General features: G+C 70.2%; 16 protein-coding genes. 5 read left to right on the top strand and 11 right to left on the bottom strand.

Annotated features, from left to right (window positions below; genetic code table 11):
* The first annotated feature begins 53 nt into the window (after positions 1-53).
* The 3 genes from WME73_RS02320 to WME73_RS02310 all read left to right on the top strand — a co-directional run bounded on the left by WME73_RS02320 (position 54) and on the right by WME73_RS02310 (position 3,798).
* Positions 54-1,007 carry a LysM peptidoglycan-binding domain-containing protein gene (locus tag WME73_RS02320; protein ID WP_437914601.1) on the top strand — a complete coding sequence of 318 codons (954 nt, stop codon included), beginning with the start codon at positions 54-56 and terminating at the stop codon, positions 1,005-1,007.
* Entirely contained in the window at positions 1,004-2,260 is a 1,257-nt protein-coding gene (locus WME73_RS02315; RefSeq protein WP_437743934.1) for a serine/threonine-protein kinase, read from the top strand. The genes WME73_RS02320 and WME73_RS02315 overlap by 4 nt, the downstream gene beginning before the upstream one ends.
* 95 nt (positions 2,261-2,355) lie before the next feature.
* Complete coding sequence (locus WME73_RS02310; protein WP_437743933.1) at positions 2,356-3,798, top strand: Ig-like domain-containing protein; 1,443 nt, start codon at positions 2,356-2,358, stop codon at positions 3,796-3,798.
* Between the two features lie 3 nt (positions 3,799-3,801).
* On the opposite strand, the gene ftsH is transcribed toward WME73_RS02310, so the two are convergent.
* Positions 3,802-5,661 carry an ATP-dependent zinc metalloprotease FtsH gene (ftsH, locus tag WME73_RS02305; RefSeq protein WP_437914600.1) on the bottom strand — a complete coding sequence of 620 codons (1,860 nt, stop codon included), beginning with the start codon at positions 5,659-5,661 and terminating at the stop codon, positions 3,802-3,804.
* A 256-nt stretch (positions 5,662-5,917) separates the two neighbouring features.
* On the opposite strand from ftsH, the gene WME73_RS02300 reads away from it, so the two are divergent.
* Complete coding sequence (locus WME73_RS02300) at positions 5,918-6,877, top strand: DUF58 domain-containing protein (RefSeq protein ID WP_437743931.1); 960 nt, start codon at positions 5,918-5,920, stop codon at positions 6,875-6,877.
* Positions 6,874-9,066 carry a VWA domain-containing protein gene (locus tag WME73_RS02295; protein WP_437914599.1) on the top strand — a complete coding sequence of 731 codons (2,193 nt, stop codon included), beginning with the start codon at positions 6,874-6,876 and terminating at the stop codon, positions 9,064-9,066. The genes WME73_RS02300 and WME73_RS02295 overlap by 4 nt, the downstream gene beginning before the upstream one ends.
* Before the next feature lie 112 nt (positions 9,067-9,178).
* Here WME73_RS02295 and panB read toward each other — a convergent pair whose 3' ends face one another.
* From panB to nusG, 10 genes are all read right to left on the bottom strand, one after another.
* Positions 9,179-10,126: a 3-methyl-2-oxobutanoate hydroxymethyltransferase gene (gene panB / locus WME73_RS02290; protein ID WP_437743929.1), complete on the bottom strand. Its 948-nt coding sequence runs from the start codon at positions 10,124-10,126 to the stop codon at positions 9,179-9,181.
* Positions 10,127-10,333: 207 nt separating this feature from the next.
* The gene (locus WME73_RS02285) at positions 10,334-10,963 is read right to left on the bottom strand and encodes a GNAT family N-acetyltransferase (protein ID WP_437743928.1); all 630 of its coding nucleotides are present in this window, start codon (positions 10,961-10,963) and stop codon (positions 10,334-10,336) included.
* 21 nt (positions 10,964-10,984) lie between these two features.
* The gene (locus WME73_RS02280; RefSeq protein ID WP_437743927.1) at positions 10,985-13,222 is read right to left on the bottom strand and encodes an HD domain-containing phosphohydrolase; all 2,238 of its coding nucleotides are present in this window, start codon (positions 13,220-13,222) and stop codon (positions 10,985-10,987) included.
* A gap of 396 nt (positions 13,223-13,618) precedes the next feature.
* Complete coding sequence (rpoC, locus tag WME73_RS02275; RefSeq protein WP_437743926.1) at positions 13,619-17,902, bottom strand: DNA-directed RNA polymerase subunit beta'; 4,284 nt, start codon at positions 17,900-17,902, stop codon at positions 13,619-13,621.
* A gap of 141 nt (positions 17,903-18,043) precedes the next feature.
* On the bottom strand, positions 18,044-22,180 hold the full coding sequence (gene rpoB / locus WME73_RS02270) for a DNA-directed RNA polymerase subunit beta (protein ID WP_437743925.1): 4,137 nt from the start codon (positions 22,178-22,180) through the stop codon (positions 18,044-18,046).
* Positions 22,181-22,546: 366 nt separating this feature from the next.
* On the bottom strand, positions 22,547-22,933 hold the full coding sequence (rplL, locus tag WME73_RS02265) for a 50S ribosomal protein L7/L12 (protein WP_437743924.1): 387 nt from the start codon (positions 22,931-22,933) through the stop codon (positions 22,547-22,549).
* Between the two features lie 98 nt (positions 22,934-23,031).
* Entirely contained in the window at positions 23,032-23,562 is a 531-nt protein-coding gene (gene rplJ / locus WME73_RS02260) for a 50S ribosomal protein L10 (protein ID WP_012233043.1), read from the bottom strand.
* Positions 23,563-23,565: 3 nt separating this feature from the next.
* Positions 23,566-24,276 (bottom strand): 50S ribosomal protein L1, encoded by a 711-nt coding sequence (gene rplA / locus WME73_RS02255; RefSeq protein WP_012233042.1) that lies wholly within the window; start codon positions 24,274-24,276, stop codon positions 23,566-23,568.
* Positions 24,277-24,421: 145 nt separating this feature from the next.
* Entirely contained in the window at positions 24,422-24,865 is a 444-nt protein-coding gene (gene rplK, locus WME73_RS02250) for a 50S ribosomal protein L11 (RefSeq protein WP_437743923.1), read from the bottom strand.
* 117 nt (positions 24,866-24,982) lie between these two features.
* Positions 24,983-25,513: a transcription termination/antitermination protein NusG gene (gene nusG, locus WME73_RS02245; protein WP_437743922.1), complete on the bottom strand. Its 531-nt coding sequence runs from the start codon at positions 25,511-25,513 to the stop codon at positions 24,983-24,985.
* Between the last annotated feature and the right edge of the window lie 10 nt (positions 25,514-25,523).

Genomic DNA, 25,523 nt, shown 5'->3' with positions numbered 1-25,523 from the left:
CGCGATCCCCTGGTACCCTCGGCGGCGTGATGTCTCGGCGAGCTTGGTTGTCCGTGGGCGCCCTCGCGGCGACGACGCTGGTCGGCAGCGCCGCGGCGGCGTTCCCGCACGTCGTCCGCGAGGGCGAGACGCTCGCGCAGATCGCGGAGCGCACCTACGGGCGCGTGCAGATGGAGCAGGTGCTCGTCGCCGCCAACGCGCTCGACGCGGGCGCCGGCGTGCCGATCATGCCCGGCCTGCGGCTGGAGGTGCCCGCGCTGGGCCACCACCGCGTCACCGCGGGCGAGACCTGGGCGATCCTCGCGGAGCGGCTGCTCGGCACCGCCGACCGGAGCGACGTCCTCGCGCTCTCGAACGACACGTGGCCCTGGCTCGAGCCGACCGACGGGCAGGAGATCATCGTGCCGTACAACCTGCGGTACGTCGTCGGCCAGCACGACACGTTGCTCACCATCGCCTATCGCTTCTTGGGCAAGCGGGACCACGCGTGGATGCTCGACAAGTACAACCACCTCAAGCAGGACCCGCTGCGCCGCGGCATGGTGATCCTCGTCCCGCTCACGGATCTGCCGCTCACGACCCAGGGCAAGGCCGAGGCCGCGAGCTCCGGCGCGCTGGTGCGCTCCGAGGGGGCCGGCCGCGCGCGCGACGCCCAGCGCCGGGTCGACGCCGAGCTGCCGCAGCTCGCCGGCGACGTGCGGAGCGGCCGCTACATCGACGCCGTGGCGCGGGCGAGCCGCCTGCTCGGCTACGGCGATCTCGCCCGGGTGCAGATCGCCACGGTGCAGCGGCACCTGCTCGAGGCCTACGTCGCGCTCGACGCCACAGGGCTCGCCGAGACCGCGTGCGCCGCGTGGCGCGAGGCCGACCCCGCCGCGCGGCTCGATCCCATCGAGCTCAGCCCCAAGATCGTGCGCGCCTGCACCTCGTCGACGGAGCTGCACCTCAGGGCGCCTTCGCCGGATCCCGCGCCGCCGATCCCCGCGGACGCGGGCGGTGGGCGGTGACCTCGCAGCAGCCCGCGCCCGATCGCCTGCCCGCCGGGCACGGCGTCGCGTCGCGGTACACCGTCGAGTCCGTCATCGGCGAGGGGGCCTCCGGCGTCGTCTACCGCGCCACCCGCGACGAGGACGGCCAGCGCGTCGCGCTGAAGGTGATCCACAGGCACCTCTCGGGCACGCCCCAGATCTTCAGGCGCTATCACCGGGAGGCCGCCATCCTGGAGCGCGTCGAGGGCCCTCACGTCGTCCGGATGCTCGACTTCGTCGAGGAGGGCGGGCTCCTCGTGATCGCGCTGGAGCACATCGACGGCAGCTCGCTCGAGGAGCTCCTGCGGGACCACGCGCCGATCGAGATCGACCTGGCGATCGAGATCGCCCTGCAGATCTGCGCCGCGCTGGAGACCGCGCACGCGGCGGGCGTGGTGCACCGCGATCTCAAGCCGGCCAACGTGCTCATCGAGCGCCCGCACGGGCACGCGGGCGCCGCGCCGTCACCCTTCGCCGGCCGCGTCCGCGTGGTCGATTTCGGGCTCGCCAAGGTGGTGCACGGCGAGCAGCAGACGACCGGGCTCACCGAGAAGGACATGATCTTCGGGACGCCGGAGTACATGGCGCCGGAGCAGGTGCGCGGGGAGGACGTCGACCCGCGCAGCGACATCTACGCGCTCGGCTGCATCCTCTACGAGATGGCGGTCGGCGCCGTGCCGTTCAGCAAGCGGACGCCCATCGCCGTGATGACGGCGCAGATCGCCGAGCAGCCGCTGCCGCCGCGCGCCAGCGAGCGCTCCGGGCTCATCTCGGCCGGCCTGGAGGCCGTCATCCTGAGGGCCCTCGCCAAGAGCCCTTCCGAGCGGCACCCGTGCGCCAGGGCATTCGCCGACGCCCTGCGCGCCTGCCGGGAAGAACGGCGCGTCGTGCACCACACCCCCGCGAGCCTCGCGGACGCCGTCTCGATCACCGATCTCGCGCTCGAGCGGACCGGCCTGGATTACGCCGCGCCCCTCCAGGACGGTGCTTCCGCCCCGGGCGTCGGCCATGTTGGCCACGTCGGCCATCCGGTCACGCGTCCGGAGAGCGCGGTGGCGAGCGCGGTGAGGAGGGCGCTGCCCGAACGCACGGCCGCGGTGGTCCGCGAGACGCCCGCTAACCCTGCGCCGCCGGCAGGCGGCACCTCGCGTGAGCTCATCCTCTGGACCGTGGTGGCCATTCTCTGCGCGGCCGCCGGCATCGTGGTCGGCACGCTGTTCGGGGCGCGCTAGGACGCCGCAGGAACGCAGCTGGGACGTGCCTGGCGCGCCGCCATCGGGGGGCTGCGGCCATGGCGTGGAGCGCGAGGATCGTGGTAATCGTTCTCATGCGTTCCTTGCTGTCCGACGGCGCTGCCCTCGCGGCCTTCCGCTCTGCTCGGCCCCGGCGGCGGCGCGCTCTCCCCTGCGTCGCCGCCGCGCTCGCCCTCCTCGCCCCCGCGGCCGCTTCGGCCTATGACTCGCTCGCCGTGCCGTGCGCGGACGACCCGCTCCAGTGCGCGCGGGGACCGCTCACGTTTCAGCGCAAAGACGCCATCCCGCTCGAGCTCGACTTCGATACAGGCTGGGTCCCGCCGGGCTCACCGCTCCAAGTCAGCCTCGGGGCGGCGGTCTACGCCGACACCCAGGTCTCGTTGAACGGAGCGCTCGAGGCGTCGTGGCCAGAGGCGCTCGCGCTCAAGGCGCCAGGCGCCCCGGATGGAGGCGCGTTCAGCTGCGATGTTGGACTCGATGTCAGCGCACAGGGACGCATCAGCGTTTCCGTCCTGGGCCAGGACTTCGACTGGACGGGGGATATCCCCTATGTGCCCCAGATCGATTTCCAGGTGCACGCGCGAGAGCAGTTCGACGCCTGGGGCTGGGAGCCGGGCATCACGCTGGAGAGCTCCACCGCGCTGCAGCGCGTTGCGTCCGTATCGCTCGGCGACCTCATCGGCGGCTCGATCCCCGGAATCGACGGGAGGTTCGAGCTCGACATCGCGATGGACGTCGCGGCCCGCTACACGACCCATCGCGTGGCCATCGAGACGCTCGATCAGGCGACGGTGAGCGGAGGCGACATCACCTCCGAAGGCGGAGCCTCCTCCGTGGACTACCTGGGAGGCCCGTCGGTCGAGCTCAACGTTCGTCCGGAGGGCTCGGTGCGGTACGACGGCACGCTCCACCTCGTCCCCGCGTTCAGCGTCAGCCTGCTGGGCCGCTCGTGGTCGATCCCGCTCGCCGACATCCCGCTCGCCTTTCCGCTCACCGAGCGGGAATGGGTCTTCGAGAGCGAGCGCGTCCATGTGCCGCTCCCGGACCTCGCGCTGGACAAGCAGGAGATCGATTTCGGCGCCGTGGAGGTGGGGCAGGCCAACGTGGAGCTCGTCCGGCTGTCGAACGCGGGGGAGGCGCTGCTCGATGCCGTCGTGACGACCGACGACCCGGAGAGCTTCGAGCTCGCGGACGCGGCGCTCGGGATCGACCCAGAAACGGAGATCGACTTCGCGATCCGCTTCGCGCCGAAGGCCAGCGGCGAGCTCGCGGCGACCGTCCTCGTCGAGTCCAACGACCCCGACCGACCCGTGCAGATGATCGCGGTGCGAGGGATCGGCGTCGGCGAGCCGGAGGCCCCGGCAGGCGGCGAGCTCGCGGAGGAGGACGGCGGCTGCGCCTGCCGCGCGGCCGGGGGCGCGCCGCGCGGGAGCGCCGGCGGCCGGGCGTGGGCGGCCGCCGGCCTGTCGCTCGCCGCGCTCGCGGGCGGCCTCAGGCGCCGGCGGCGCGCGGCCTGAGGCTCACGCCGCGCTCGGCGGGCCCACGGCGATCTTCCGCCGCGTCGACACGGCCGCGACCTCCTCCAGCTCCTCGCCGCGCAGCGTCTCCTTGAGCACGAGCGCCTCCGCGACCGCCTCGAGGCCCTCGCGGCGATCGACGAGCAGCTGCTTGGCCTTCAGGTACATCTCGCCGAGGCGCTCCCTCACCTCCTCGTCGACCTCGCGGGCGGTCTCCTCGCTGCACGTGCGCTCCTCCTGGAGCACGCCGAGCATCGGCGCGCCGACGGTGCGCGCGAGCGCGGCCAGCCCGAGGCGCCGGCTCATCCCGAGGCGGGTCACCATCTCGCGGACGAGCGCCGTGGCGCGCCCGAGATCGTCGTGCGCGCCGCTCGACACCTGCCCCAGCGCGAGCTCCTCCGCCGCCCTGCCGCCGAGCATCACCGTGACGCGCGACTCGATCTCCTGCTCGGTGACCAGCTGGCGCTCGTCGCGGGGCACCTGGATCGTGACGCCGAGCGCGCCGATCGTGCGGGCCACGATGGACACCCGCTCTACCGGATCGGCGGCCGGCAGCGCGAGCGCGACGAGGGCGTGCCCGGCCTCGTGGTAGGCCACGCGCCGCCGTTCCTCCGCGGTCATGATCTGCCCGCGGCGCCGGAGCCCGAGCTGCGAGCGATCGAGCGCCTCGTCGAAATCGGCCTGTCCGATCTCGCTCGCGCCGCGCCGCGCCCCGGCCAGCGCGGCCTCGTTGACGATCTTCGCGAGATCGGCGCCGACCATGCCCGGCGTGCGGCGCGCCACGAGCCCGAGATCGACGTCGCTCGCGAGCGGCACCCGCCGCGCGTGGACGGCGAGGATCGCCTCGCGGCCCCGCAGATCGGGCCGATCGACGATGACCTGGCGATCGAAGCGCCCGGGCCGCAGGAGCGCCGGATCGAGCACCTCGGGGCGGTTGGTGGCGGCCATCAGGATCACGGTGGTGCGCGCGTCGAAGCCGTCGAGCTCGGCGAGGAGCTGGTGGAGCGTCTGCTCTCGCTCGTCGTGGGTCGCGAGGGCGCCGAGGCCGCCCCGGGTCCTGCCCACGGCGTCGATCTCGTCGATGAACACGATGCTGGGCGCGCTCTTGCGCGCCTCCTCGAAGAGCTCGCGGACCCGCGCGGCCCCGAGCCCCACGAACATCTCGACGAACTCGCTCGCGTTCAGCGAGAAGAACGGCACGTTCGCCTCGCCCGCCACCGCCCGCGCGAGCAGCGTCTTGCCGGTGCCTGGCGGCCCGATGAGCAGGAGGCCGCGCGGGATCCGCCCGCCCAGCGAGCGGTACCTCGAGGGCTCCTTGAGGAAGTCGACGACCTCGACGAGCTCGTCCTTGGCCTCATCGACGCCGGCGACGTCCGGGAAGCGCACCGGATCCTGCCTGGATCGATCGTAGATCTTCGCCTTGCTGCGCAGGAACCCGAGCGGCCCGCCGGCCCCCTGCCCCGCCCGCCGCAGCATCATGAAGAACGCCGCGTTGATGAGGAGGAGCGGCAACATCCAGATCGCCACCTGCATCCACACCGACGTCTGGGAGCTCTTCGCCTCGATGCGGACCTGCTTGTCGAGCAGCGCCCTCACGAGCGGCTCGTCCTCGACGCCGGGCAGCCGCGTCACGCGGACGCGCTCCTCCGGTCGTTGCGGGCTCTCGCGGCGGATCAGCTCGATCTCGTCGGGCTTCACGATCGCCGCGGAGATCTCCCCGCGCCGCACCTCGGCGACCGCCTCGTCGTACGGCACGAGCGGGCGCCCTCGTGACCTGACGATCCCGGAAAGGACCAGGATCCCGACCGCGATCAGCAGGTACCCGAGCCACGCGCGCGACGCCGGCCTCTTCTCGTCAGCCATTCCAAGGAGCTGATGTGCGGCGGGCGTCGCCTCGGCAAGCCCTCGCCCCCGGAAGAACGGGAAAGCCCACGAGAAAGCCGCGCGAGGGAGGGAGCCCAGGAGCGTCCCCGAGCGCGGCAGCCGTGCGCCGCCGGCGCACGGCTGCCGCGCGTCCACCGACAGCGCCGACGCACGGCTGCCGCGCGTCCACCCGCAGCGCCGACGCGCCGCTGCCGCGAGGTGATCGCCCGGTGGATCCAGGCTAAGAAGCGACACCGTGCCGCTCGCCTCCGACCGCGCCTCGCTCGCAGCGTTCCCCATCGACTGGGGCGGGCTCGCCCCGCTCCGCCTCAAGTCGCGCGCCGTCGCCGAGGGCGTCTACGCCGGCATGCACCGGAGCGTCCGCAAGGGCGCGGGGGTCGAGTTCGGCGGTCAGCGGCCCTATGTGCCCGGCGACGATCTCCGCTTCTTCGATCGCCGCGCCCTGCTCCGCCACGATCGCCTCATGGTGCGCGAGTTCGAGACCGAGACCGATCGCGCCCTGTGGCTGTGCGTCGACGCGACCGCCTCGATGTCCTACCGCGGCCGGCGCGCGCCCGGCGCCAAGCTGGCCTACGCGGCGCTCATCGCCGCGGCCATGGCCCGCGTCGCGCTCGCCACCGGCGACCCGGTGGGGCTCGCCTGGCTCGGCGGCGCCGGCACCCACGGCCTGCCCGCGATGGCGGGGCGCGAGGCGTTCGAGCGGATCGTCGGCGCCCTCGAGGCCACCTCCGCCGCCCAGGACTGGAGCGGCGACGCCGGCGCCGTCGAGCGCGCGCTCGCGCCCATCGCGAAGAAGGCCCGCCGCGGCGCCGTCGTCCTCCTCATCTCAGATCTCATCGATCTTGCTCATGAATCCGGCGCGGCCCCGTCGGGCGCCGATCGCGCGCTCTCGGCGTTCACGTCGCTGAGCACCGGCGGCCGCACGCTGATCGCGCTCCAGGTCCTCGATCCCAGCGAGGCGACGCTCGACTTCGAGGGCAACGTGCGCCTCCGCGCCCTGGAGGGCGGCGCGGTCGTGGAGGCCGACGCGGGCGCGGTCCGCGCGCAGTACCAGGCGCGCCTCGCCGCCCTGGCCGAGGCCTGGTCGCGGGCGCTCGCGTCGCGCGGCGGCCGCCTGCTCCGCGCGACGAGCGCCGATCCTCCGACCGACGTCGTCCGCTCGCTCGTGCAGGCGATCGCCGAGGTGCGCCGATGAGCTTCGTCACGCTCGGCGCGCTGCTGGTCGCGCTGCTCGTCGGCGCGCCGGTCGCCGCGCACCTCCTGCGCCGTCGCCGCGCCGAGGAGCGGCCGTTCCCGCCGGCGCGCCTGGTCCCGCCCACGCCGCCGACGGCGCGGCGCCGGAGCCTCCTCGAGGACCGCGCCCTCTTCGCCACCCGGGCCGTCTCGGTGATCGCGCTCGCGGTGCTCGGCGCGACGCCGCTCCTGCGCTGCTCGCACCTGTCGCTCAGCCGCAGGGCCGGCGCGTCGGTCGCGCTCGCCATCGTCGTCGACGACTCGCTCAGCATGCGGGCGCGCACGGACGGCGCCGAGGGCGCCGCGCGCGACGGGCGGTCGATCGACGATTCCTCGCACGATTCCTCGCACGATTCCTCGCACGATTCCTCGCGCGATTCCTCGCATGCGCCCTCGCGGTTCGAGCGCGCGCTCACGGCCGCGCGCGAGCTCGCCGGCGGCCTCGCTCCCGGCGACGCCGCGGCGCTCGTCCTCGCGGGCGCCCCGGCCCGCGTCGCCCTCGCGTCGACCACCAACCTCGCCGCCGTCAGCGAGGCGCTCGCCGCGGCGGCGCCGTCGGACCGCGCCACCGACATCGACGGCGCCCTCGCGCTCGCCCGCGATCTGCTCCGTGGGCTGCCTCAGAGCGACAAACGCATCGTGCTCCTCAGCGACCTCGCGGACGGCACGCCCAACGCCCCGCCCATCTCGGGCACCCCCGACATCGCCACGTGGGTGCCGCTCCAGGAGCTCGAGGCGACGGGCCAGGACTGCGGGATCGTGCGCGCCGATCGATCCGGCCAGAAGGCGCGCGTCCGCGTCGTCTGCACCGCCGCGTCGACCGCGGCGCGCGGGCCCGACGTCGCCGTCGCGCAGCGAGACGGCGGCGCGGACGCGCCGCCCGCGGCGGGCGCCGCCGCAGGCGCCTCGGCGACAGGCGCCTCCGCGGCGGCGGGGCGATCCCTCGAGGTGCGCGCCGGCGACGCCGTGCTCGGCAAGGTCGCGCTCGATCCGGCCCTGCGCGCCGAGGAGCTCTCGATCGACCTCCCGGCCGCGGCGCCCGAGATCCTGATCGCCGCGCTCACCGGCGGCGACGCGATCGCCGAGGACGACCGCGCCCCGATCATCTCCGCCGGCGGCCCGCTCTCGATCGCGGTCGTGGTCGACCCCGCGACCACGCACGTCGAGACGGGCGGCCCGCCGCCGCTCGAGCAGGCCCTCTCGGCGCTCGACCTGGACGCGCAGATCAGGCCGCTGCCCTCGGTCCCGGAGCACGCGGACGAGCTGGCCGCGCATGCGGGGCTCATCGTCGACGACGCGCCCGGCTTCACGCCGGAGGTGCGCCGCTCGCTCGCCGCGTGGGTCGAGCGGGGCGGCGTCGCGCTGCTGACGCTCGGCCAGCGCGCGGCCGCGGCGCCGCTCGGCGCCGGGTTCGAGCCGCTGGTCCCGGGCGTCGTCCGCTGGTCGGCCTCCCCGGTGCCCGGCGTGGACCCGGCGACGGCAGGCTGGCTCGGCCCGTCCGCGCCCAGCCTCGCCGACGTCGCCCCGCGCGGCCGGGCGACGCTGGGCGCGGAGGCCTCGGAGGGCGCCGAGGTGCTCGCCCGGTGGGCGGACGGCGCCCCGTTCCTCGTGCGCCGCCCGCTCGGGCGCGGCGTGGTGCTGTTCATGACGCTGCCCCTCGGCACGGAGGAGAGCGACGTCGCGCTGCGGCCCGCGTTCCTGTCGTTGCTCGACGGCTTCGTCGGCGCCGCGCGCGCCCGCGGCGGCGCGCGGCGCCTCGCCGCGGGCGAGCTGTGGACGTTCGACGGCTACCACGACGTCAAGGTCGAGCGCGTGCGGGTCGACCGCGACGGGGCCTCGCAGTCACGCGAGGCGCTCCCCGTCGCCGAGGTCGAGCGGCGCCTGCGCGTGTCTCCGCCGCTCGCCGGCCTCTACGAGCTCACCCTGGACGGCGAGCGCTCGACGCGCGTCGTGTCGGTCCCGGAGCGCGAGATCGACCTCCGCCCGAGGCGCGTCGCCGAGAGCGCCCGCGCGGCAGAGCTGGGCGGCATGGCCGCATCCATCGACGGGTCGCCCTACGTCGCGCTCCTGCTGCTCCTGTTGCTCGCGGTCGAGCTCTTGCTGCGCGCCATCGGAGGGCGGCAGGAGCCGGCGGAAGGCCAGGCGAGCTGAGGCCGGCCCCCTCCGGCGCGCTTGCCCGCGCGGAGCGCGCGCCTGCCGGCGCGGAGCAGCCGGCGTCGAGTCGAGTCGAGTCAACCGGCCGCGCCACGCCGCGCTGCCGCGCTCAGTGCGTCTGCCAGTGCGGGGGGATCTCGTCGGCCGGCGCGAACTCGGTCTTGGCCGGCGCAGCGGGCACGCTGGCGGCCCGGCGAGGCCCGTTCGGCTTGAAGCTGTGCTCTGCAGCGGGGAACGCGCGCGACTGCACCTCGTCCACGTAGGCGCGCGTCGCCTCCACGATCTGATCGCCGACCTCGGCGAAGCGCTTCGCGAACTTCGGCGTCAGCTCGCGGAACATCCCGAGCAGGTCATAACAGACGAGCACCTGCCCGTCGCAGCCGGCCCCGGCGCCGATCCCGATCGTCGGGACGGAGACCGCGGCCGTCACCTCCTCCGCGAGATCCGGCGGGATGGCCTCGAGCACGATCGCGTAGACGCCCGCCTCGTCGAGGATGCGCGCGTCGGCGATGAGGCGCTCGGCCGCCTCGTCGCCCTTGCCCTGCACCTTGAACCCGCCCATCGCGTGCACCGACTGCGGCGTGAGCCCGAGGTGACCCATCACCGGGATGCCCGCGGCGACGATCCGGCGCACGTGCTCGGCGATCTCCTCGCCTCCCTCGAGCTTGATGCTCTCGAAGCTGCCCTCCTTCATCATGCGCCCGGCGTTCTCGAGCGCGTGCATCGGAGAGAGCTGGAAGCTCATGAACGGCATGTCGCCCACGACGTGGGCCCGCCGCGCGCCGCGCACCACCGCGCGCCCGTGGTAACAGATCTCCTCGACCGTCACGGGGAGCGTCGTCGTGTGCCCCTGCACGACCATCCCCAGCGAGTCGCCGACGAGCAGCAGATCGGCGCCGCCCTCGTCGAGCAGCCGCGCCATCGTGAAGTCGTACGCCGTCACCATCGCGATCGGCGAGACCCCTTTGCGGGAGCGGATCTCGGGGACCGTGACCTTCGTCGAGCGCTGCGCTGGCCTGCGTGCGCTGCCGCCACCGTTGCCTTGCGGACCGTACATGTGCCTCCGGGTCGCGGCCGCACTCGCGGTCCACGCCTCGGGACAAGCTAGGGCGGCGCCCGCTGCGGGGCAAGACGCGGCGCGCGGCGGTCGCGGGGCGGTAAGCCGCAATCTTCAGCGTTCTCGCCTGGTTGCCGGCCGGTCGCCGGCCGGCAGGGGCGTGCGGCCAGGACGCCGCGCGGCGGCGCGATCCCAGGAGCGGCCGGATCAACCGTGGCGGGGGCCGGCGCCGCGGACGGGGTGCGCTGCCCCCGTCGTTCGCGAGCCGCCCGGAGGCGCGGACCTCGGGTTGGTCAGCGCGGTCAGGACGTGATCGCGCCACGCACCATCGATGAACAGGTAATCGCGCGCATACCCCTCGACGGCGAAACCGAGGCGCCGGAGCAGCCGGCCGCTGCGCTCGTTGTGCGGCAGGTAGTTCGCCATCACCCGGTGGAAGCCGAGCGTGTCGAACATGTACGCGATCGCCGCCTCGATCGCCTCGAACATCAGGCCTGAGCCAACGGCGCGCTGGTCGAGCGAGTAGCCGAGGGTCGCGGCCTGGAAGGCGCCGCGGACGAACTGCGTGAAGTTGCAGACCCCGATCACCTCGCCGCCGGGGGCGCCGCGCGACTGCAGCGCGAGCCGGAGCGCGCGATCCGCGGCGAAGTCCTCGTGGTCGCGGAGGAGGCGCTCACGCCAGAACGCCTCGGTGTAGAAGCCCTCGGGGCGCGGCGGATCCCACCGCGCCAGGTGGTCGCGGTTGCGCTCGAAATAGGCGAGGTAGCGGCCAGCGAACTCGACGGGAGGGATGAAGAGGCGCAGCCGCGGGGTCTCGATGCAGACGGGGCTCTTCAAGGGGTCTCCAGCGCGACGCGCCTAGGACAGGGTCCCTTCATCGAGGCGTCGCATCCCTTCGAGGAGCAGCGCCTCGGGTGACGCGGTGATGCTGCGGGTGCTGGGCGAGAAGCTCGGGTCGAGGCGGAAGTCGCCCTCCCGGAGCGTGAGCATCCGGTAGAACGCGTCCTCGCCCAGCGCGCCGGCCCAGAGCGCATGGACGACCTGTCCATCGGCGAAGTGGATCTCGCCGGCCATGGAGTTCGCCTGGATCTTGAGCGCGCACGTCTTCCGGCCGTGCCAGAGGATCTGGATCATGTCCGGCAGGCCCATCTCGGCGAGCGAGCCGGACACGCCGCGGGGGACGGAGGTCGTGGAGCGCCGCTCGATGAGCTGGCGGAGCTTGGCGGCCATGACGTCGGTCGACGCCGGCTTCGAGACGAAGTCGTCGACGCCGAGATCGAAGGCGCGCTGGGCGGTCTGCCGGTCCGTCTTCGCGGTGAGGATGACCCACGTCTTGTCGCGGCCGAAGCCGAGCTTCAGCGCGTCGGAGCGGAGCGTGAGGCCGGCGTCGGGCTCCTCGAGGTCGATCTCGCTGACGACCACCTCGATGTCCTTCGTCTCGAGCTCGCGGCGCGCCTGCGCCACGTTGCGCGCGATCGAGACCTCGAAGCCCTGCTCGAGCAGGCGCAGCTCGAGCACCGTCGTCTCCTCGGGATCCGGGTCGACGATGAGCGCCTGGTGCCGATCGGAGAGCAGCTTCGCGCGCATGTCGTCGCCCGTCATGACCTGGCGGAAGAGATCGACGATGTTCGGATCGAAGATGGTGGCGCGGTACTGGGCGAGCACGTCGCAGGCCTCCGGCGGGCGGAGCGCCTTGCGGTACGGGTTGCGCGGGTTCTGCGTGAGATCGGCGTAGGTGTCCGCAACCGCGAGGATGCGCGCGCCGAGCGGGATCTCCTTGCCAGACAGGCCATCGGGGAAGCCGCTGCCGTCGTAGCGCTCGTACATCATGCTGATCGCCGAGACGACCTCCTGCGGCAGCCCCACCGACTCCATGAGGTGCGCCGGAAGATCGACGCTCTTCGTCGCGGCGAGCCGGTGCCCCTCGTACTCGGCGACGTTGAGCGCGGTGAGGTGGTACGGGCCGTTCTTGCCGAGGTCGTGCAGGTAGGCCGAGGCCACGTAGCTCGCGACCGTCGTCGGCGGCAGGCCGATGCGCTCGCAGAGCTTGCGGACGATGCGGGCGACCGTGGAGGAGTGGCCTCGAAGGTCTTGCCGCGCGTTCTCGAGCAGGCTCACGAGGACGTTGAGCGTCTCGACGTACGCGTGGGTCGTCGTCGGATGCGGCGGCGGCGGGGGCGGCGCCGCGGCGACCGGCGCGGAGATCGGCGCCGGAGCGACGTGCTGCTGGGGGGGCGGCGATGGGGGCACCGGCGTGGGCGGGGGCCCGGCCGGGGCCACTCGGGGCGGCGCGGAGGGCGCCCGCATCACCGCGGGCACCTGCGGCGCCGTGACGAGCGGCGCAGGCACCGGCGCCGCCTGCGTGGGCGCCGCGTGCGCCGGCTGCACGTGCATCGCCTGCGGGTGCATCGGCGCCGCCTGCGTGGGCGCCGCGTGCGCCGGCAGCCCGTGCATCGTTTGCCCGTGCGCCGGCTGCGGGACCACCGCCGGCACGTGCGTCATCGACGCGCGCTCGTGCGTGATCGATGCGCGCTCGTGCGTCATCGACGCGCGCTCGAACGGGTTATTGCTGTTGGTGTAGAGGATCTCGTCGAACGAGTTGACCGGGCGCAGAAGCGAGCTGAACGCGGTCGTGTCGCCCCGGTAGTGGTACGCGATGGCCGCGCGGACCGCCGCCGGCCTGGCGACGATGGCGCGTACGTCCCGCACGCCCGCGGCGAGCCGGATCTCGTGCAGCGCGACGTCGTTGTCGGGATCCGCCGTCGCGACCGAGAGCGTCGTGTTCCGATCGTCGAGCAGCACCGGGAAGACACCGTGCAACGTCGCGGTGATCGCCGAGACCTTGGCGAGCACGCGCGGCTCGATGATCGCCTTCGAGAGCTTCTCGGTCGAGACGAAGCGGGTGTTGTGGACGGTCGCGATGAACTTCAGGAGCTCGGCCTCGTTGACGATGTCGAGCTCGATGATGGCGTCCTCGATACGGCCGCGCGTACGCATCGCGTACTCCACCGCACGACGGTGATCGTCCGGGGTGATGCGCCCCTCGAGGACGAGGCGATCGGCAATCCGCTGGTTCAATCCTTGAACGGAAGCCATCGAAACCCTGATTCTACCCAGAAATTGGAGGTGGCGCGCCCAAGAACCCTCGCGGAACGGGAGCACGCGGGGAGAGCTGGCCAGCCGCTCGCGGCGTATGCAGCCATGGGGTGCGCTCGAGGAATGAGAGCAGAGCTCGGCGCGGCGCGCGAGCCCCGTGAGCATTCCAGCCGACGCCGGTTGGCTGGCAATGCCCGCTCGACCCGATACGCTGCGACGTGGAAGTGAAGACTGGCTCCGGGTAGGCGCGCGCGCCACGTCCGGCGCGGCTCGCCAGGCTGGTCACCTTGGGGCGACGGGCAAAACGCCTCCCGAGCGCTGCGAGCGCGCTTCGGGAGATGGGCGGCGCGCCCGGGGTCGGGGTTGAATCCCGCCCTGGGCGCGCCTGCAGGTCGGCTACTCCTCGTTCACGGCCGTGAGCGTCTCCTCGGGACGCGGCCTGGGGGCGACGTACGGCGCTTGCGCCACCGGCTCGCCCTCGACCACGACCTGGAGGCGCTTGTAGGCGGGCAGCCCCGTCCCGGCCGGGATCAGGCGGCCCATGATGACGTTCTCCTTGAGACCGCGGAGATCGTCCGTCTTGCCGTTGATCGCGGCCTCGGTGAGCACCTTGGTCGTCTCCTGGAACGACGAGGCGCTGATGAACGACTCGGTCGACAGGCTGGCCTTGGTGATGCCGAGCAGGAGCGCCTCGGCGATGGCGGGCTTGCCGCCGCGCTCGAGCACGGTCTCGTTCTCCTTCTCGAAGATGTGCTTCTCGACCTGCTCGTCCACCAGGAAGTTCGTATCGCCGACCTCGCGCACCCGGACCCGCCGGAGCATCTGCCGGACGATGACCTCGATGTGCTTGTCGTTGATGCCGACGCCCTGGAGCCGGTAGACCTGCTGGATCTCGTTCACGAGCCAGGCCGAGAGCTCCTTCTCGCCCTTCACCCGGAGGATGTCGTGCGGGTTCGGCGGGCCGTCCTGGAGGGGGTCGCCCGCGCGCACCCGGTCACCCGGCTGCACCTGGATGTGCTTGCCCTTCGGGATCAGGTACTCGCGCGCCTGATCGCCGAGCGCGTGCCCGTCCGGCGAGTACGGCGTGATGATGACCTTCCGCTTGCCCTTCGTGTCCTTGCCGAACGTGACCTCGCCGTCGATCTCGCTGATGATCGCGTGATCCTTCGGCTTTCGGGCCTCGAACAGCTCGGCGACGCGGGGCAGACCGCCGGTGATGTCCTGCACCTTCGTCGTGTCGCGCGGGATCTTGGCGATGACCTCGCCGGCCTCGATGAGATCCCCCTCCTGCGCGACGATGTGGGCGCCGACAGGGAGCAGGTAGCGCGCCTCGAGCTCGCTGTTCGGGAGCTTCAGCGTCTTGCCCGACTCCGGGTCCTTCAGCGAGATGCGCGGGCGGACGTCGGCCGCCTTCGACTCGATGACGACCTTTCGCGAGAGGCCCGTCACCTCGTCGAGGCGATCCTGCACGCTGACACCCTCGATGAGGTCGCCGAACTTCACCACGCCGGAGACCTCGGTGAGGATCGGCGTCGCGAACTGGTCCCACTCGGCGAGCAGCTCGCCGGGCTTGGTGCGCTCGCCGTCGGCCTTCTTGAGGATGGCGCCGTAGACGAGGCGGTTGTGCTCGCGCTCGCGCCCCGTCTCGTCGACGACCACGATCTCGCCGTGGCGGTTCATGACCACCATGGTGCCGTCCTTCTTCTTCTGGACGACCGCGCGGCGGAGGCGGACGGTGCCCTCGGTGCGGGCCTCGAGGTAGCTCGCCTCGATCTTGCCGCGCGCCGCGGTGCCGCCGATGTGGAAGGTGCGCATCGTGAGCTGCGTGCCCGGCTCGCCGATCGACTGGGCGGCGATGATGCCCACCGCCTCGCCGATGTTGACCCGGTAGCCGCGCGCGAGGTCGCGCCCGTAGCACAGCGCGCAGACCCCGCGGCGGAGCTGGCACGTGAGCACCGAGCGGATGACGACCTCCTCGATGCCGGCGTCCTCGATGGACCGCACCGCCTGCTCGTCGAGCTCGGTGTTCGCCGTGATCAGCACCTCGCCGGTGAGCGGGTCGACGACGTCCTCCAGCGCGACGCGGCCGAGGATGCGGTCGCCGAGCGGCTGGATGACCTCGCCGGCCTCCTCGAGCTTCGCCACGCGGATGCCGTCGAGCGTGCCGCAGTCGAACTCGGAGATGACCGCGTCCTGCGCCACGTCGACGAGCCGCCGGGTGAGGTACCCGGAGTTCGCCGTCTTGAGCGCCGTGTCGGCGAGCCCCTTCCGGGCGCCGTGCGTCGAGATGAAGTACTGGAGCACGCTGAGACCCTCGCGGAAGTTCGCGGTGATCGGCGTCTCGATGATCTCGCCGGACGGCTTGGCCATCAGGCCGCGCATCGCGGCCAGCTGCCGGATCTGCTGCGTGGAGCCGCGCGCGCCGGAGTCGGCCATGATGTAGATGGGGTTGAAGCTCGGCTCGATCGACTCCTTGCCCGTCTCGTGGTCGACGACCGTCTCCTTGCCGATGCCGGCCATCATCTCGGTCGTGACCTGGTCGGCGATGCTCGCCCAGATATCGACGATCTTGTTGTACCGCTCGCCGTCGGTGATGAGCCCCTCCTGGTACTGCTCGACGACGCGCTCGACCTCCTTCTGCGCCTCGCCGAGGAGGACCTTCTTGGCCGCCGGGATCACCATGTGATCCATGCAGATCGAGATACCGGCCCGCATCGCGTGGTCGAAGCCGAGCGTGCGGAGCCGGTCCGCGAGGAGGACGGTCTCCTTGTTGCGGTGGATGCGGTAGCAGACGTCGATGAGCGCCGAGAGCGCCTTCTTGTCGAGGGTCTTGTTCGCGTACTCGAACGCGACCCCCTTCGGGAGGACCTCGGAGATGATGACGCGGCCCACCGTGGTCTCGACGATGCGGCGCTTCACGTGGCCGAACTCGTCGAGCTGCGGGTTGCCGTCGTCGTCGATGATCGGGACGCGGACGCGGATGCCGGCGTGCAGCGCGACCTCGCCGTTGTCGTACGCCATCCGCACCTCCTCGAGGGAGGCGTAGATGCCGCGCAGGTAGCCCTGCGCCACGCCGTCCTCGCCGAAGGCGAGGGTGTCCGCGCGGTACGACCCCTTCTCGAACTTCCGCTCGCGGGTCGCGTAGTAGAGCCCGAGCACGATGTCCTGGGTCGGGTTGATGATCGGCTTACCGCTCGCGGGCGAGAGGATGTTGTTCGTGCTCATCATGAGCACGCGCGCCTCCATCTGCGCCTCGACCGACAGCGGCACGTGGACCGCCATCTGGTCGCCGTCGAAGTCGGCGTTGAACGCCGCGCAGACCAGCGGGTGCAGCTGGATCGCCTTGCCCTCGATGAGGACCGGCTCGAACGCCTGGATGCCGAGGCGGTGGAGCGTCGGGGCGCGGTTCAGGAGCACCGGGTGCTCGCTGATGACCTCCTCGAGGATGTCCCAGACCTCCGGGCGCTCCTTCTCCACCATCTTCTTGGCGCTCTTGATGGTGTTGACGTAGCCGCGCTCTTCCAGCTTGTTGTAGATGAACGGCTTGAAGAGCTCGAGCGCCATCTTCTTGGGCAGGCCGCACTGGTGCAGGCGCAGGGTCGGGCCCACGACGATGACGGAGCGGCCCGAGTAGTCGACGCGCTTGCCGAGCAGGTTCTGGCGGAACCGGCCCTGCTTGCCCTTCAGCATGTCGGAGAGCGACTTGAGCGGGCGCTTGTTCGGGCCGGTGATCGTCTTGCCGCGGCGGCCGTTGTCGAACAGCGCGTCGACCGCCTCCTGCAGCATCCGGCGCTCGTTCCGGATGATGATCTCCGGCGCGTTCAGCTCGAGGAGCCGCTTCAGGCGGTTGTTGCGGTTGATGACGCGGCGGTAGAGGTCGTTGAGATCGCTGGTCGCGAAGCGGCCGCCGTCCAGGGGGACGAGCGGGCGCAGATCCGGCGGGAGCACCGGGATCACGGTCAGCATCATCCACTCGGGCCGGTTGCCGCTCTCGCGGAACGCCTCGACGACCTTGAGCCGCTTCGCGAGCTTCTTCCGCTTGGCCTCGCTGGTCGCGGCGCGCATCTCCGTCCTGAGCAGCTCCGCCAGGCCGTGGACGTCGACCTGCTTGAGCATCTCGAGGATCGCCTCGCCGCCCATGCCGGCGCTGAACTTGTCGTCACCGTACTCGTCGAGGAGCTGCAGATACCGCTCCTCGCTCAGGAGATCGCCCCGCATGAGGCCAGTCTCCTTGGGATCGATGACGATGTACGCCTCGCAATAAAGCACCTTCTCCAGGTCCTTGAGCGTGATGTCGAGCATGTTGCCGATGCGCGACGGCAGGCTCTTCAGGAACCAGATGTGGGCGACCGGCGTGGCCAGCGAGATGTGCCCGAGCCGCTCGCGCCGGACCTTCGACTGGATGACCTCGACGCCGCACTTCTCGCACACGATGCCACGGTGCTTCATGCGCTTGTACTTGCCGCAGTTGCACTCGTAGTCCTTCACAGGCCCGAAGATCTTGGCGCAGAACAGACCATCGCGCTCCGGCTTGAACGTCCGGTAGTTGATGGTCTCCGGCTTCTTCACCTCGCCGTGCGACCACTCGCGGATCTTCTCCGGGCTCGCGAGCGAGATGCGGATGGCGCTGAACGACAGCGGGTCCTTGGGCTTCTCGAAGAAGCTGAAGATGTCACGCATGGAGACCTCCGGAGACAGAAACGAAACCGATGAACCTGTCCGCGCCGACTGCTTGAGTCTTCGGGAGCGCGCCGCCCGCGCGGCGCGCCTCCCCTGCCGTCACCGAGAAGGCGCGCGGCGCTCGTGACGTGACGAACTGCATCACTCCTCTTCCTCCGCGGCCGACGCCTCCACCCCTGCGCTCGTCTCGACCAGCTCGACGTTGAGGCACAGCGACTGGAGCTCCTTGATGAGCACGTTGAAGCTCTCCGGCAGCCCCGCCTCCAGGGTGTAGTCCCCCTTCACGATGGCCTCGTACATCCGGGTGCGGCCCATCACGTCGTCGCTCTTCACGGTGAGGAACTCCTGCAGCGCGTAGGCCGCGCCGTAGGCCTCCATCGCCCAGACCTCCATCTCGCCGAGCCGCTGCCCGCCGAACTGCGCCTTGCCGCCGAGGGGCTGCTGCGTGACGAGCGAGTAGGGCCCGATCGAGCGAGCGTGGATCTTGTCGTCGACCAGGTGGTGGAGCTTCAGCATGTACATGATGCCCACCGTGACGTTCTGATCGAACGCGTCGCCCGTGCGCCCATCGAAGAGGATCGCCTGGCCCGAGGTCGGGAGACCCGCGAGATCGAGGGCGCCCTTGATGTCCGACTCGTGCGCGCCGTCGAACACCGGCGATCCCATGAACACGCCCTCATCGACCGTCTTGACGAAGCGCTTGACGTCGCCGTCGTCGAGGTTGTCGAAGAAGCCGTTCATCGTCTCGTCGCCCGCATAGATGGCCTTCAGGTGCTCCTTGATCTCGGCGCTCGCCCGCTGCTGCTCGATCATCCGCTGCAGCTGGTTGCCGAGCTCGAAGGCGCCCCACCCGAGGTGGATCTCGAGGATCTGACCGACGTTCATGCGGCTCGGCACGCCGAGCGGGTTCAGCACGAGATCGACCGGCCTGCCGTCCTGCAGATACGGCATGTCCTCCTCGGGGAGGATGCGGCTGATGACACCCTTGTTGCCGTGGCGGCCTGCCATCTTGTCGCCGACCTGGAGCTTGCGCTTGATGGCGATATAGACCTTCACCATCTTGATGACGCCCGGCGGCAGCTCGTCGCCCTTGGAGAGGCGATCGATCTTGTCGCGGAAGTGCTCCTCGCGCGTGCGGACGAGCTCCTCGAGGTCGCGCAGGATCTGCTGGACCCGATCGGCGTCGTCGACGGGGATCTCCCCCCAGTACTTGCGGGGGATCTCGGCGAGCGAGGGCTCGTCGATGATGGCGCCCTTCTGGAAGAGCACCTTGCCCTTGTCGTCGACGAGCTTGCCTGTCGCCTCCTTGCCGAGGAGGAGCTCGCGGATGCGGCGGAAGAACGAGTCGCGGAGGATCTTGATCTCCTCGTCGCGCGTCCGCTCGATCCTGGCCCGCTCCTGATCCTCGATGTCCCGCGCGCGGTCGTCCTTCTCGGTCCCCTTGCGCGAGAACACGCGGGCGTTGATGACGATCCCGCCGACGCCGGGCGGCACCTTGAGCGAGCTGTCGCGGACGTCGCCGGCCTTCTCGCCGAAGATCGCCCGGAGCAGCTTCTCCTCGGGCGAGAGCTGGGTCTCGCCCTTCGGCGTGATCTTGCCGACCAGGATGTCGCCCGGCCGCACCTCGGCCCCGATGCGCACGATGCCGGAGTCGTCGAGGTCCTTGAGCGCCTCCTCGCCGACGTTCGGGATGTCGCGGGTGATCTCCTCCTTGCCGAGCTTCGTGTCGCGGGCGACGCACTCGAACTCCTCGATGTGGATCGAGGTGAACACGTCGTCCTTGGCGATGCGCTCGGAGACCAGGATCGAGTCCTCGAAGTTGTAGCCCTGCCACGGCATGAACGCGACGAGCACGTTCTGGCCGAGCGCGAGCTCGCCCATGTCGGTCGACGGGCCGTCGGCGAGCACGTCGCCCTTCTTCACCACCTCGCCCGTCCTGACGACCGGCTTCTGCGTGTAGCAGGTCGACTGGTTCGAGCGCTGGAACTTCATGAGGTGGTAGATATCGGGCACCTCGGCGCCCTCGCCCTCGGCGCGGACGACGATGCGCGTCGCGTCGACGCTCTCGACGACCCCGGGGCGCCGCGCGATGACGCAGACGCCGGAGTCGCGGGCGAGCCGCTCCTCCATGCCCGTGCCGACGAGGGGCGCGTGCGACACGACGAGGGGCACGGCCTGACGCTGCATGTTGGCGCCCATGAGCGCGCGGTTCGCGTCGTCGTGCTCGAGGAAGGGCACGAGCGCGGCGGCGACCGACACCATCTGGTTCGGCGCGACGTCCATCAGCTCGACCATCTCGGGCGTGACGATCTTGAACTCGCCGTTGTAGCGGGCCGAGACCAGCGACTCCTTGAAGCGGCCACCCTCATCGAGGTTCACGGTCGCCTGCGCGATGTACTTGCCCTCTTCTTCGAGCGCCGAGAGCCAGATCACGTCCTCGGTCACCCGGCCGTTCTCGACCTTCCGGTACGGCGTCTCGACGAACCCGAACTCGTTCACGCGGGCGAACGTCGACAGCGACGCGATGAGGCCGATGTTCGGCCCTTCCGGCGTCTCGATCGGGCAGATACGGCCGTAGTGGGTCGCGTGGACGTCGCGCACCTCGAACCCGGCGCGCTCGCGGGTCAGGCCGCCCGGGCCGAGCGCCGAGAGGCGGCGCTTGTGGGTGACCTCCGAGAGCGGGTTGGTCTGGTCCATGAACTGCGAGAGCTGGGAGCTCCCGAAGTACTCCTTCACGACCGCGCTGACCGGCTTCGCGTTGATCAGATCGTGGGGCATGAGCGTGTCGATCTCCTGCGACATGCTCATGCGCTCCTTGATCGCGCGCTCCATGCGGACGAGGCCGATGCGGTACTGGTTCTCCATCAGCTCGCCGACCGCGCGCACGCGGCGGTTGCCGAGGTGATCGATGTCGTCGACCGAGCCGCGCCCGTTCTTGAGCTCGATCAGGTGACGCACGGTCTCCAGGATGTCCTGCGGCGTGAGCACCGTGAGGTCGAGCCCCGGCCGCTCGTCCTCGGGGACATCCCGGTAGAACTTGTAGTTCAGCTTCAGCCGGCCGACCTTCGAGAGGTCATAACGCTCGGCGTTGAAGAACAGATTGTGGAACAGGGTCTTGGCGGTCTCGAGCGTCGGCGGATCGCCCGGCCGCAGCCGCCGGTAGATCTCCAGGATCGAGTCCTCCATCGTCTTCACCTTGTCGGTGAGCAGCGTGTCGCGGAGGTACGAGCCGACGTTCAGGCCGTCGATGAAGAGGATGCGGAACTGCTCGATGTTCGCGTCGCGCAGCCGCTCGAGCTTCGCCTCGGTCAGCTCCTCGTTCACCTCGACCACGACCTCGCCGGTCTCCGGGTCGACGATGTCGTGCGCCGCGACCTTCCCGACGAGCTCCTCCGGCTCGAGGCTGAGCCGCTCGAGCTTCGCCTCCTTCATCTTCCGGATGGCAGCGCGGGTGAACTTGGTGTTCTTCTTGACGATGACGTCGTTGCCGATCTTGATGTCGCGCGTCGTCCGCTGACCGGCCAGGAGATCGTACTCGATGCTCTTCGCGTACTTGCCACCCTTCTCGAGGTAAACGGTCTCGGTCGAGTAGAAGTAGTTCAGCAGGTCCTGCGTCGAGTACCCGAGCGCGCGCAGCAGCACCGTCGCGTGCATCTTCCGCCGGCGATCGATGCGGACATAGATGATGTCCTTCGGGTCGAACTCGAAGTCGAGCCACGAGCCGCGGTACGGGATGACGCGCGCGGAGTAGAGCAGCTTGCCGCTCGAGTGCGTCTTGCCCTTGTCGTGATCGAAGAAGACGCCGGGGCTGCGGTGCAGCTGGCTGACGACGACGCGCTCGGTCCCGTTGATGATGAACGTGCCCGTCTCGGTCATCAGCGGGAGCTCGCCGAAGTAGACCTCCTGCTCCTTGATGTCGCGCACGATCCGCTCCCCGCCGTCGCGGGTGTCGTAGATCATCAGCTGGTTCGTGACCTTGATCGGCGCCGAGTAGGTCATACCGCGCTGGCGGCACTCATCGACGTCGTACTTCGGCGGCTCCAGGTTGTACGAGACGAAGACGAGCTCGCTCGTGCCGTTGAAGTCTTTGATCGGGAAGACCGAGCGGAACACCGCCTGCAGCCCGACCTCCTCCCGCTCGTTCGGCGGAACGCTCATCTGGAGGAATTTGTCGTAGCTCGACTTCTGGATGTCGATCAGGTTGGGGACGTCGATGATGCGACGAACGCGACCCAGGTTCTTACGGACGCGGAAGTTGGATTGGACGACCGACGGCATCGATTTCCTCCGGCTCACACGAGCAGTGCGGGGCGGGCGCACGGCTCGAACCGAGCAACGAACACGAAGCTACGCACGAATGGCGAGCGAGCGTCCCCAGGGAATGAGGACCCAAAACATCTTGGTTGTGGGGGCAGAGCGGACCGCGTGGCGACCCATTGAGCTCCGACGTTGGCCGAGGACCCGCACCCGCGGTCCTCTTCAGGATTGACCGAGGACCCGTACTCGAGGCCCTCTTCAGCGTTGCGCGAGGGCCCGCAAACGCGGTCCCGTTCATCAGACAAAAGCGGGACGTGCGGCAGGGACGACCGCCCCTGCCGCCGTCCGCCGGCGGATCCCGATTTCCCTTGCAGGGAGCGGTGATCGTTACTTGAGCTCGACGGTAGCACCTGCCTCGACGAGCTTCTTCTTCATCTCCTCCGCGTCCGCCTTGGAAACCTGCTCCTTGACGGTCTTCGGCGCGGCCTCGACCAGGTCCTTCGCCTCCTTCAGGCCCAGACCGGTGATCTCGCGGATCGCCTTGATGACGCCGATCTTGTTGCTGCCCGCGTTCGCGAGGATGACGTCGAACTCGGTCTGCTCCGGGGCCTTCTCGGCCGGAGCGGCGGTCGCGGGGCCGGCCGCGACGGCGACAGCCGCGGGGGCAGCCTTGACGCCCCACTTGTTCTCGAGGTCCTTGATGAGCTCGGCGATCTGGATGACAGGGAGGTTGGAGAGGTAATCGACGACCTGCTCGCGCGTGATCTCAGCCATTGCAAGACTCCTTCAAACTCTTCTGCGCGCCCCGGGGAGGGGGCGATGTAAACCAAAACCAGACGGGCGCAAGGCCCAATTGATACGAAAGCACCCTCTCAGGCCTGCTTACCCGCTTCCTCTTCCTTCGCCTTCAGGAGATAGGCGAAATTCTGGAGAGGCGCGTTGAGCTGCTGCACGAACTGCTGGAGCGGCGCCTGCAGCGTCGCGAGCAGCGTGGCACGAAGCTCATCCTTGCCGGGCATCGTCGCGAGCTGCGTCTCGACGGCGTCCCCCGAGAGGATCTGCCCCTCGATGAGCCCCGCCTTGATCTGCAGCTTCTGGTTGTCCTTGCGGAACGCCTTGACGACCTTGGCTGCCGCGCTCGGATCCTCGTAGCTCCAAGCCACGCCGGTCATGCCGGTCAGGCTCTTCGAGAGGGTCTTCGCCCAAGGGTGCTCCTTGATGGCATGGCGGACGAGCGTGTTCTTCACGACCCGGTACTCCACGCCGGACTTCCGGAACTCATCGCGAAGCTTGGTGACCGCTTCGACGTTCATCCCCTTGAAGTCCAGGAAGACCGCGGAAGACATCCGCTCGAACTTCTGCCGGACGGAGCCGATCAGCACTTCCTTCTGGGACCGTTCCATGGGCTACGCCTCCTCCGTCTTGCCGATGAAGTGGACCGGGTCGATGCGAACCCCGGGGCCCATCGTCGAAGACATCGTGATGCTCCGGAGGTAGATGCCCTTGGCCGTCGCCGGCTTGGCCCGGACGAGCGCCTGGATCAGCGCGTCCGCGTTCACGTGGAGCGCGTTCTCCGCGAAGGAGACCTTGCCGATCCGCGCGTGCACGATGCCCGCCTTCTCGACACGGTACTCCACCTTGCCGGCCTTCGCCTCCGAGACGGCCGTCTTCACGTCGAACGTCACGGTCCCGACCTTCGGGTTCGGCATCAGGCCGCGCGGACCGAGGATACGGCCGAGCTTGCCCACCAGACCCATCATGTCGGGCGTGGCGATCACGCGATCGAAGTCCATGAAGCCTTCCTGGACCTTGTTCACGAGATCCGCCTCGCCGACGAAGTCGGCGCCGGCCGCCTCGGCCTCCTTGGCTTTTTCGCCCTTGGCGAACACCAGGACCCGAAGCGACTGCCCCGTCCCATGCGGGAGCACGACGGCGCCACGGACCATCTGGTCTGCGTGCCGCGGGTTGACACCCAGCCGGACCGCGAGGTCCACCGTCTCGTCGAACTTGGCGGGCGCCGCTTGTTTCACGAGCGCGCACGCCTCCTGCAATGTGTACTTTCGAGCGCGGTCGACGACTGCCCGCGCTGCGACCTTCTTCTTGGCGACTTTCGGCACATGCCCTCCTTCTTAACGGCTCTCGCCTCCCACGGTGCGCCTCAAACTACCGTGGTAAATCTTGCTTCTGGCCCGCTGGGCGCCGCTCTCGGGGCGCCCGGCGCGGCGGGGCGCATCCCCGATGGCGGGGAGCGCCACGACCACCTCAGTCGACGACGTCGATGCCCATCGAGCGCGCCGTGCCCGCCATGCTGCGCATCGCGGACTCGAGGTTCGTCGTGTTCATGTCCTGCATCTTGAGCTGGGCAAGCTCCTTCAGCTGCTTCTGCGTGACCTTGCCCACCTTGACCTTGTTGGGCTCCTTGGAGCCCGCGCCCGGCTTCTTCTTCGTCTCGAGCCCCGCCGCCTTCTTGAGGAGCACGGAGGCCGGCGGCGTCTTCATGATGAACGTGAACGAGCGGTCCGAGTAGACCGTGATCACCACCGGGATGATCATGTCCCCCTGCGTCGCCGTCCGCGAGTTGAAGTCCTTGCAGAACGCCATGATGTTGACGCCGTGCTGGCCGAGCGCCGGACCGACGGGGGGCGACGGGTTGGCCTTGCCCGCCGGAAGCTGCAGCTTCACGTACCCTGTGACTTTCTTCGCCATGATGAATCTCGCACCCTATCGAACCGCCGCCCGACGGGCGGTCTACTATTCAGAGAAACAGCGAAGCACCGCGGAGGCGCGGTGCTCGCCCGCAGGTTTGCAGCCGTCCGTTCCTGGCTAGCGCTTCTCCACGGCTGAGAAGTCGAGCTCAACGCTGGTGGGTCGGCCGAAGATGCTGACCTTCACCTTGAGCTTCTGCTTGTCCATCTTCACGTCATCGACCGTGCCGGTGAAGTTCGCGAAGGCGCCGTCGAGGACCCGCACCTCCTCACCCACCTCGAACGTGAGCCGCGGCTTCGGCTTGACCGCGCCTTCGACGATCCCCCGCCGGAGGTTGTCGATCTGAACGATCGGGACCTCCTGCGGCGTTTGGTTGCCGATGAAGCCGGTCACCTTGGGCGTGTCCTTGACCAGGTGCCAGACCTGCTCGTTCATCTCCATCTCCACGAAGATGTAACCGGGCAGACTGAGCTTCTGACGAATGCGGGTCTTACCGCCGGGACGGTTCTCCGTGACCGTCTCGCTCGGGATGAGGATCTCGCCGAACCGATCTTCCAGGCTGTACTGCTTCACGCGCTGCTGGAGCGCGTCGCGCACCTTCGCCTCGTATCCCGAGTAGGTATGGATGACGTACCACTTCTTGGCCATGGCGCTTGAT

Origin of the sequence: Sorangium sp. So ce302 (assembly GCF_051530145.1) — a bacterium.
Classification (GTDB): domain Bacteria; phylum Myxococcota_A; class Polyangia; order Polyangiales; family Polyangiaceae; genus Sorangium; species Sorangium cellulosum_B.
The sequence above is the reverse complement of the archived record's forward strand: the minus strand, read 5'-3'. Positions and strand labels throughout refer to the sequence as shown.

Bases quoted from the DNA above. Each gene is read 5' to 3' on its own strand.
- rplL (WP_437743924.1), bottom strand. From the start codon at position 22,933: ATGGCTGAGATCACGCGCGAGCAGGTCGTCGATTACCTCTCCAACCTC.
- WME73_RS02295 (WP_437914599.1), top strand. From the start codon at position 6,874: ATGAGCTTCGTCACGCTCGGCGCGCTGCTGGTCGCGCTGCTCGTCGGC.
- panB (WP_437743929.1), bottom strand. From the start codon at position 10,126: ATGTACGGTCCGCAAGGCAACGGTGGCGGCAGCGCACGCAGGCCAGCG.
- rplJ (WP_012233043.1), bottom strand. From the start codon at position 23,562: ATGGAACGGTCCCAGAAGGAAGTGCTGATCGGCTCCGTCCGGCAGAAG.
- ftsH (WP_437914600.1), bottom strand. From the start codon at position 5,661: ATGGCTGACGAGAAGAGGCCGGCGTCGCGCGCGTGGCTCGGGTACCTG.
- WME73_RS02310 (WP_437743933.1), top strand. From the start codon at position 2,356: ATGCGTTCCTTGCTGTCCGACGGCGCTGCCCTCGCGGCCTTCCGCTCT.
- nusG (WP_437743922.1), bottom strand. From the start codon at position 25,513: ATGGCCAAGAAGTGGTACGTCATCCATACCTACTCGGGATACGAGGCG.
- rpoB (WP_437743925.1), bottom strand. From the start codon at position 22,180: ATGCCGTCGGTCGTCCAATCCAACTTCCGCGTCCGTAAGAACCTGGGT.
- WME73_RS02280 (WP_437743927.1), bottom strand. From the start codon at position 13,222: ATGGCTTCCGTTCAAGGATTGAACCAGCGGATTGCCGATCGCCTCGTC.
- rpoC (WP_437743926.1), bottom strand. From the start codon at position 17,902: ATGCGTGACATCTTCAGCTTCTTCGAGAAGCCCAAGGACCCGCTGTCG.
- rplK (WP_437743923.1), bottom strand. From the start codon at position 24,865: ATGGCGAAGAAAGTCACAGGGTACGTGAAGCTGCAGCTTCCGGCGGGC.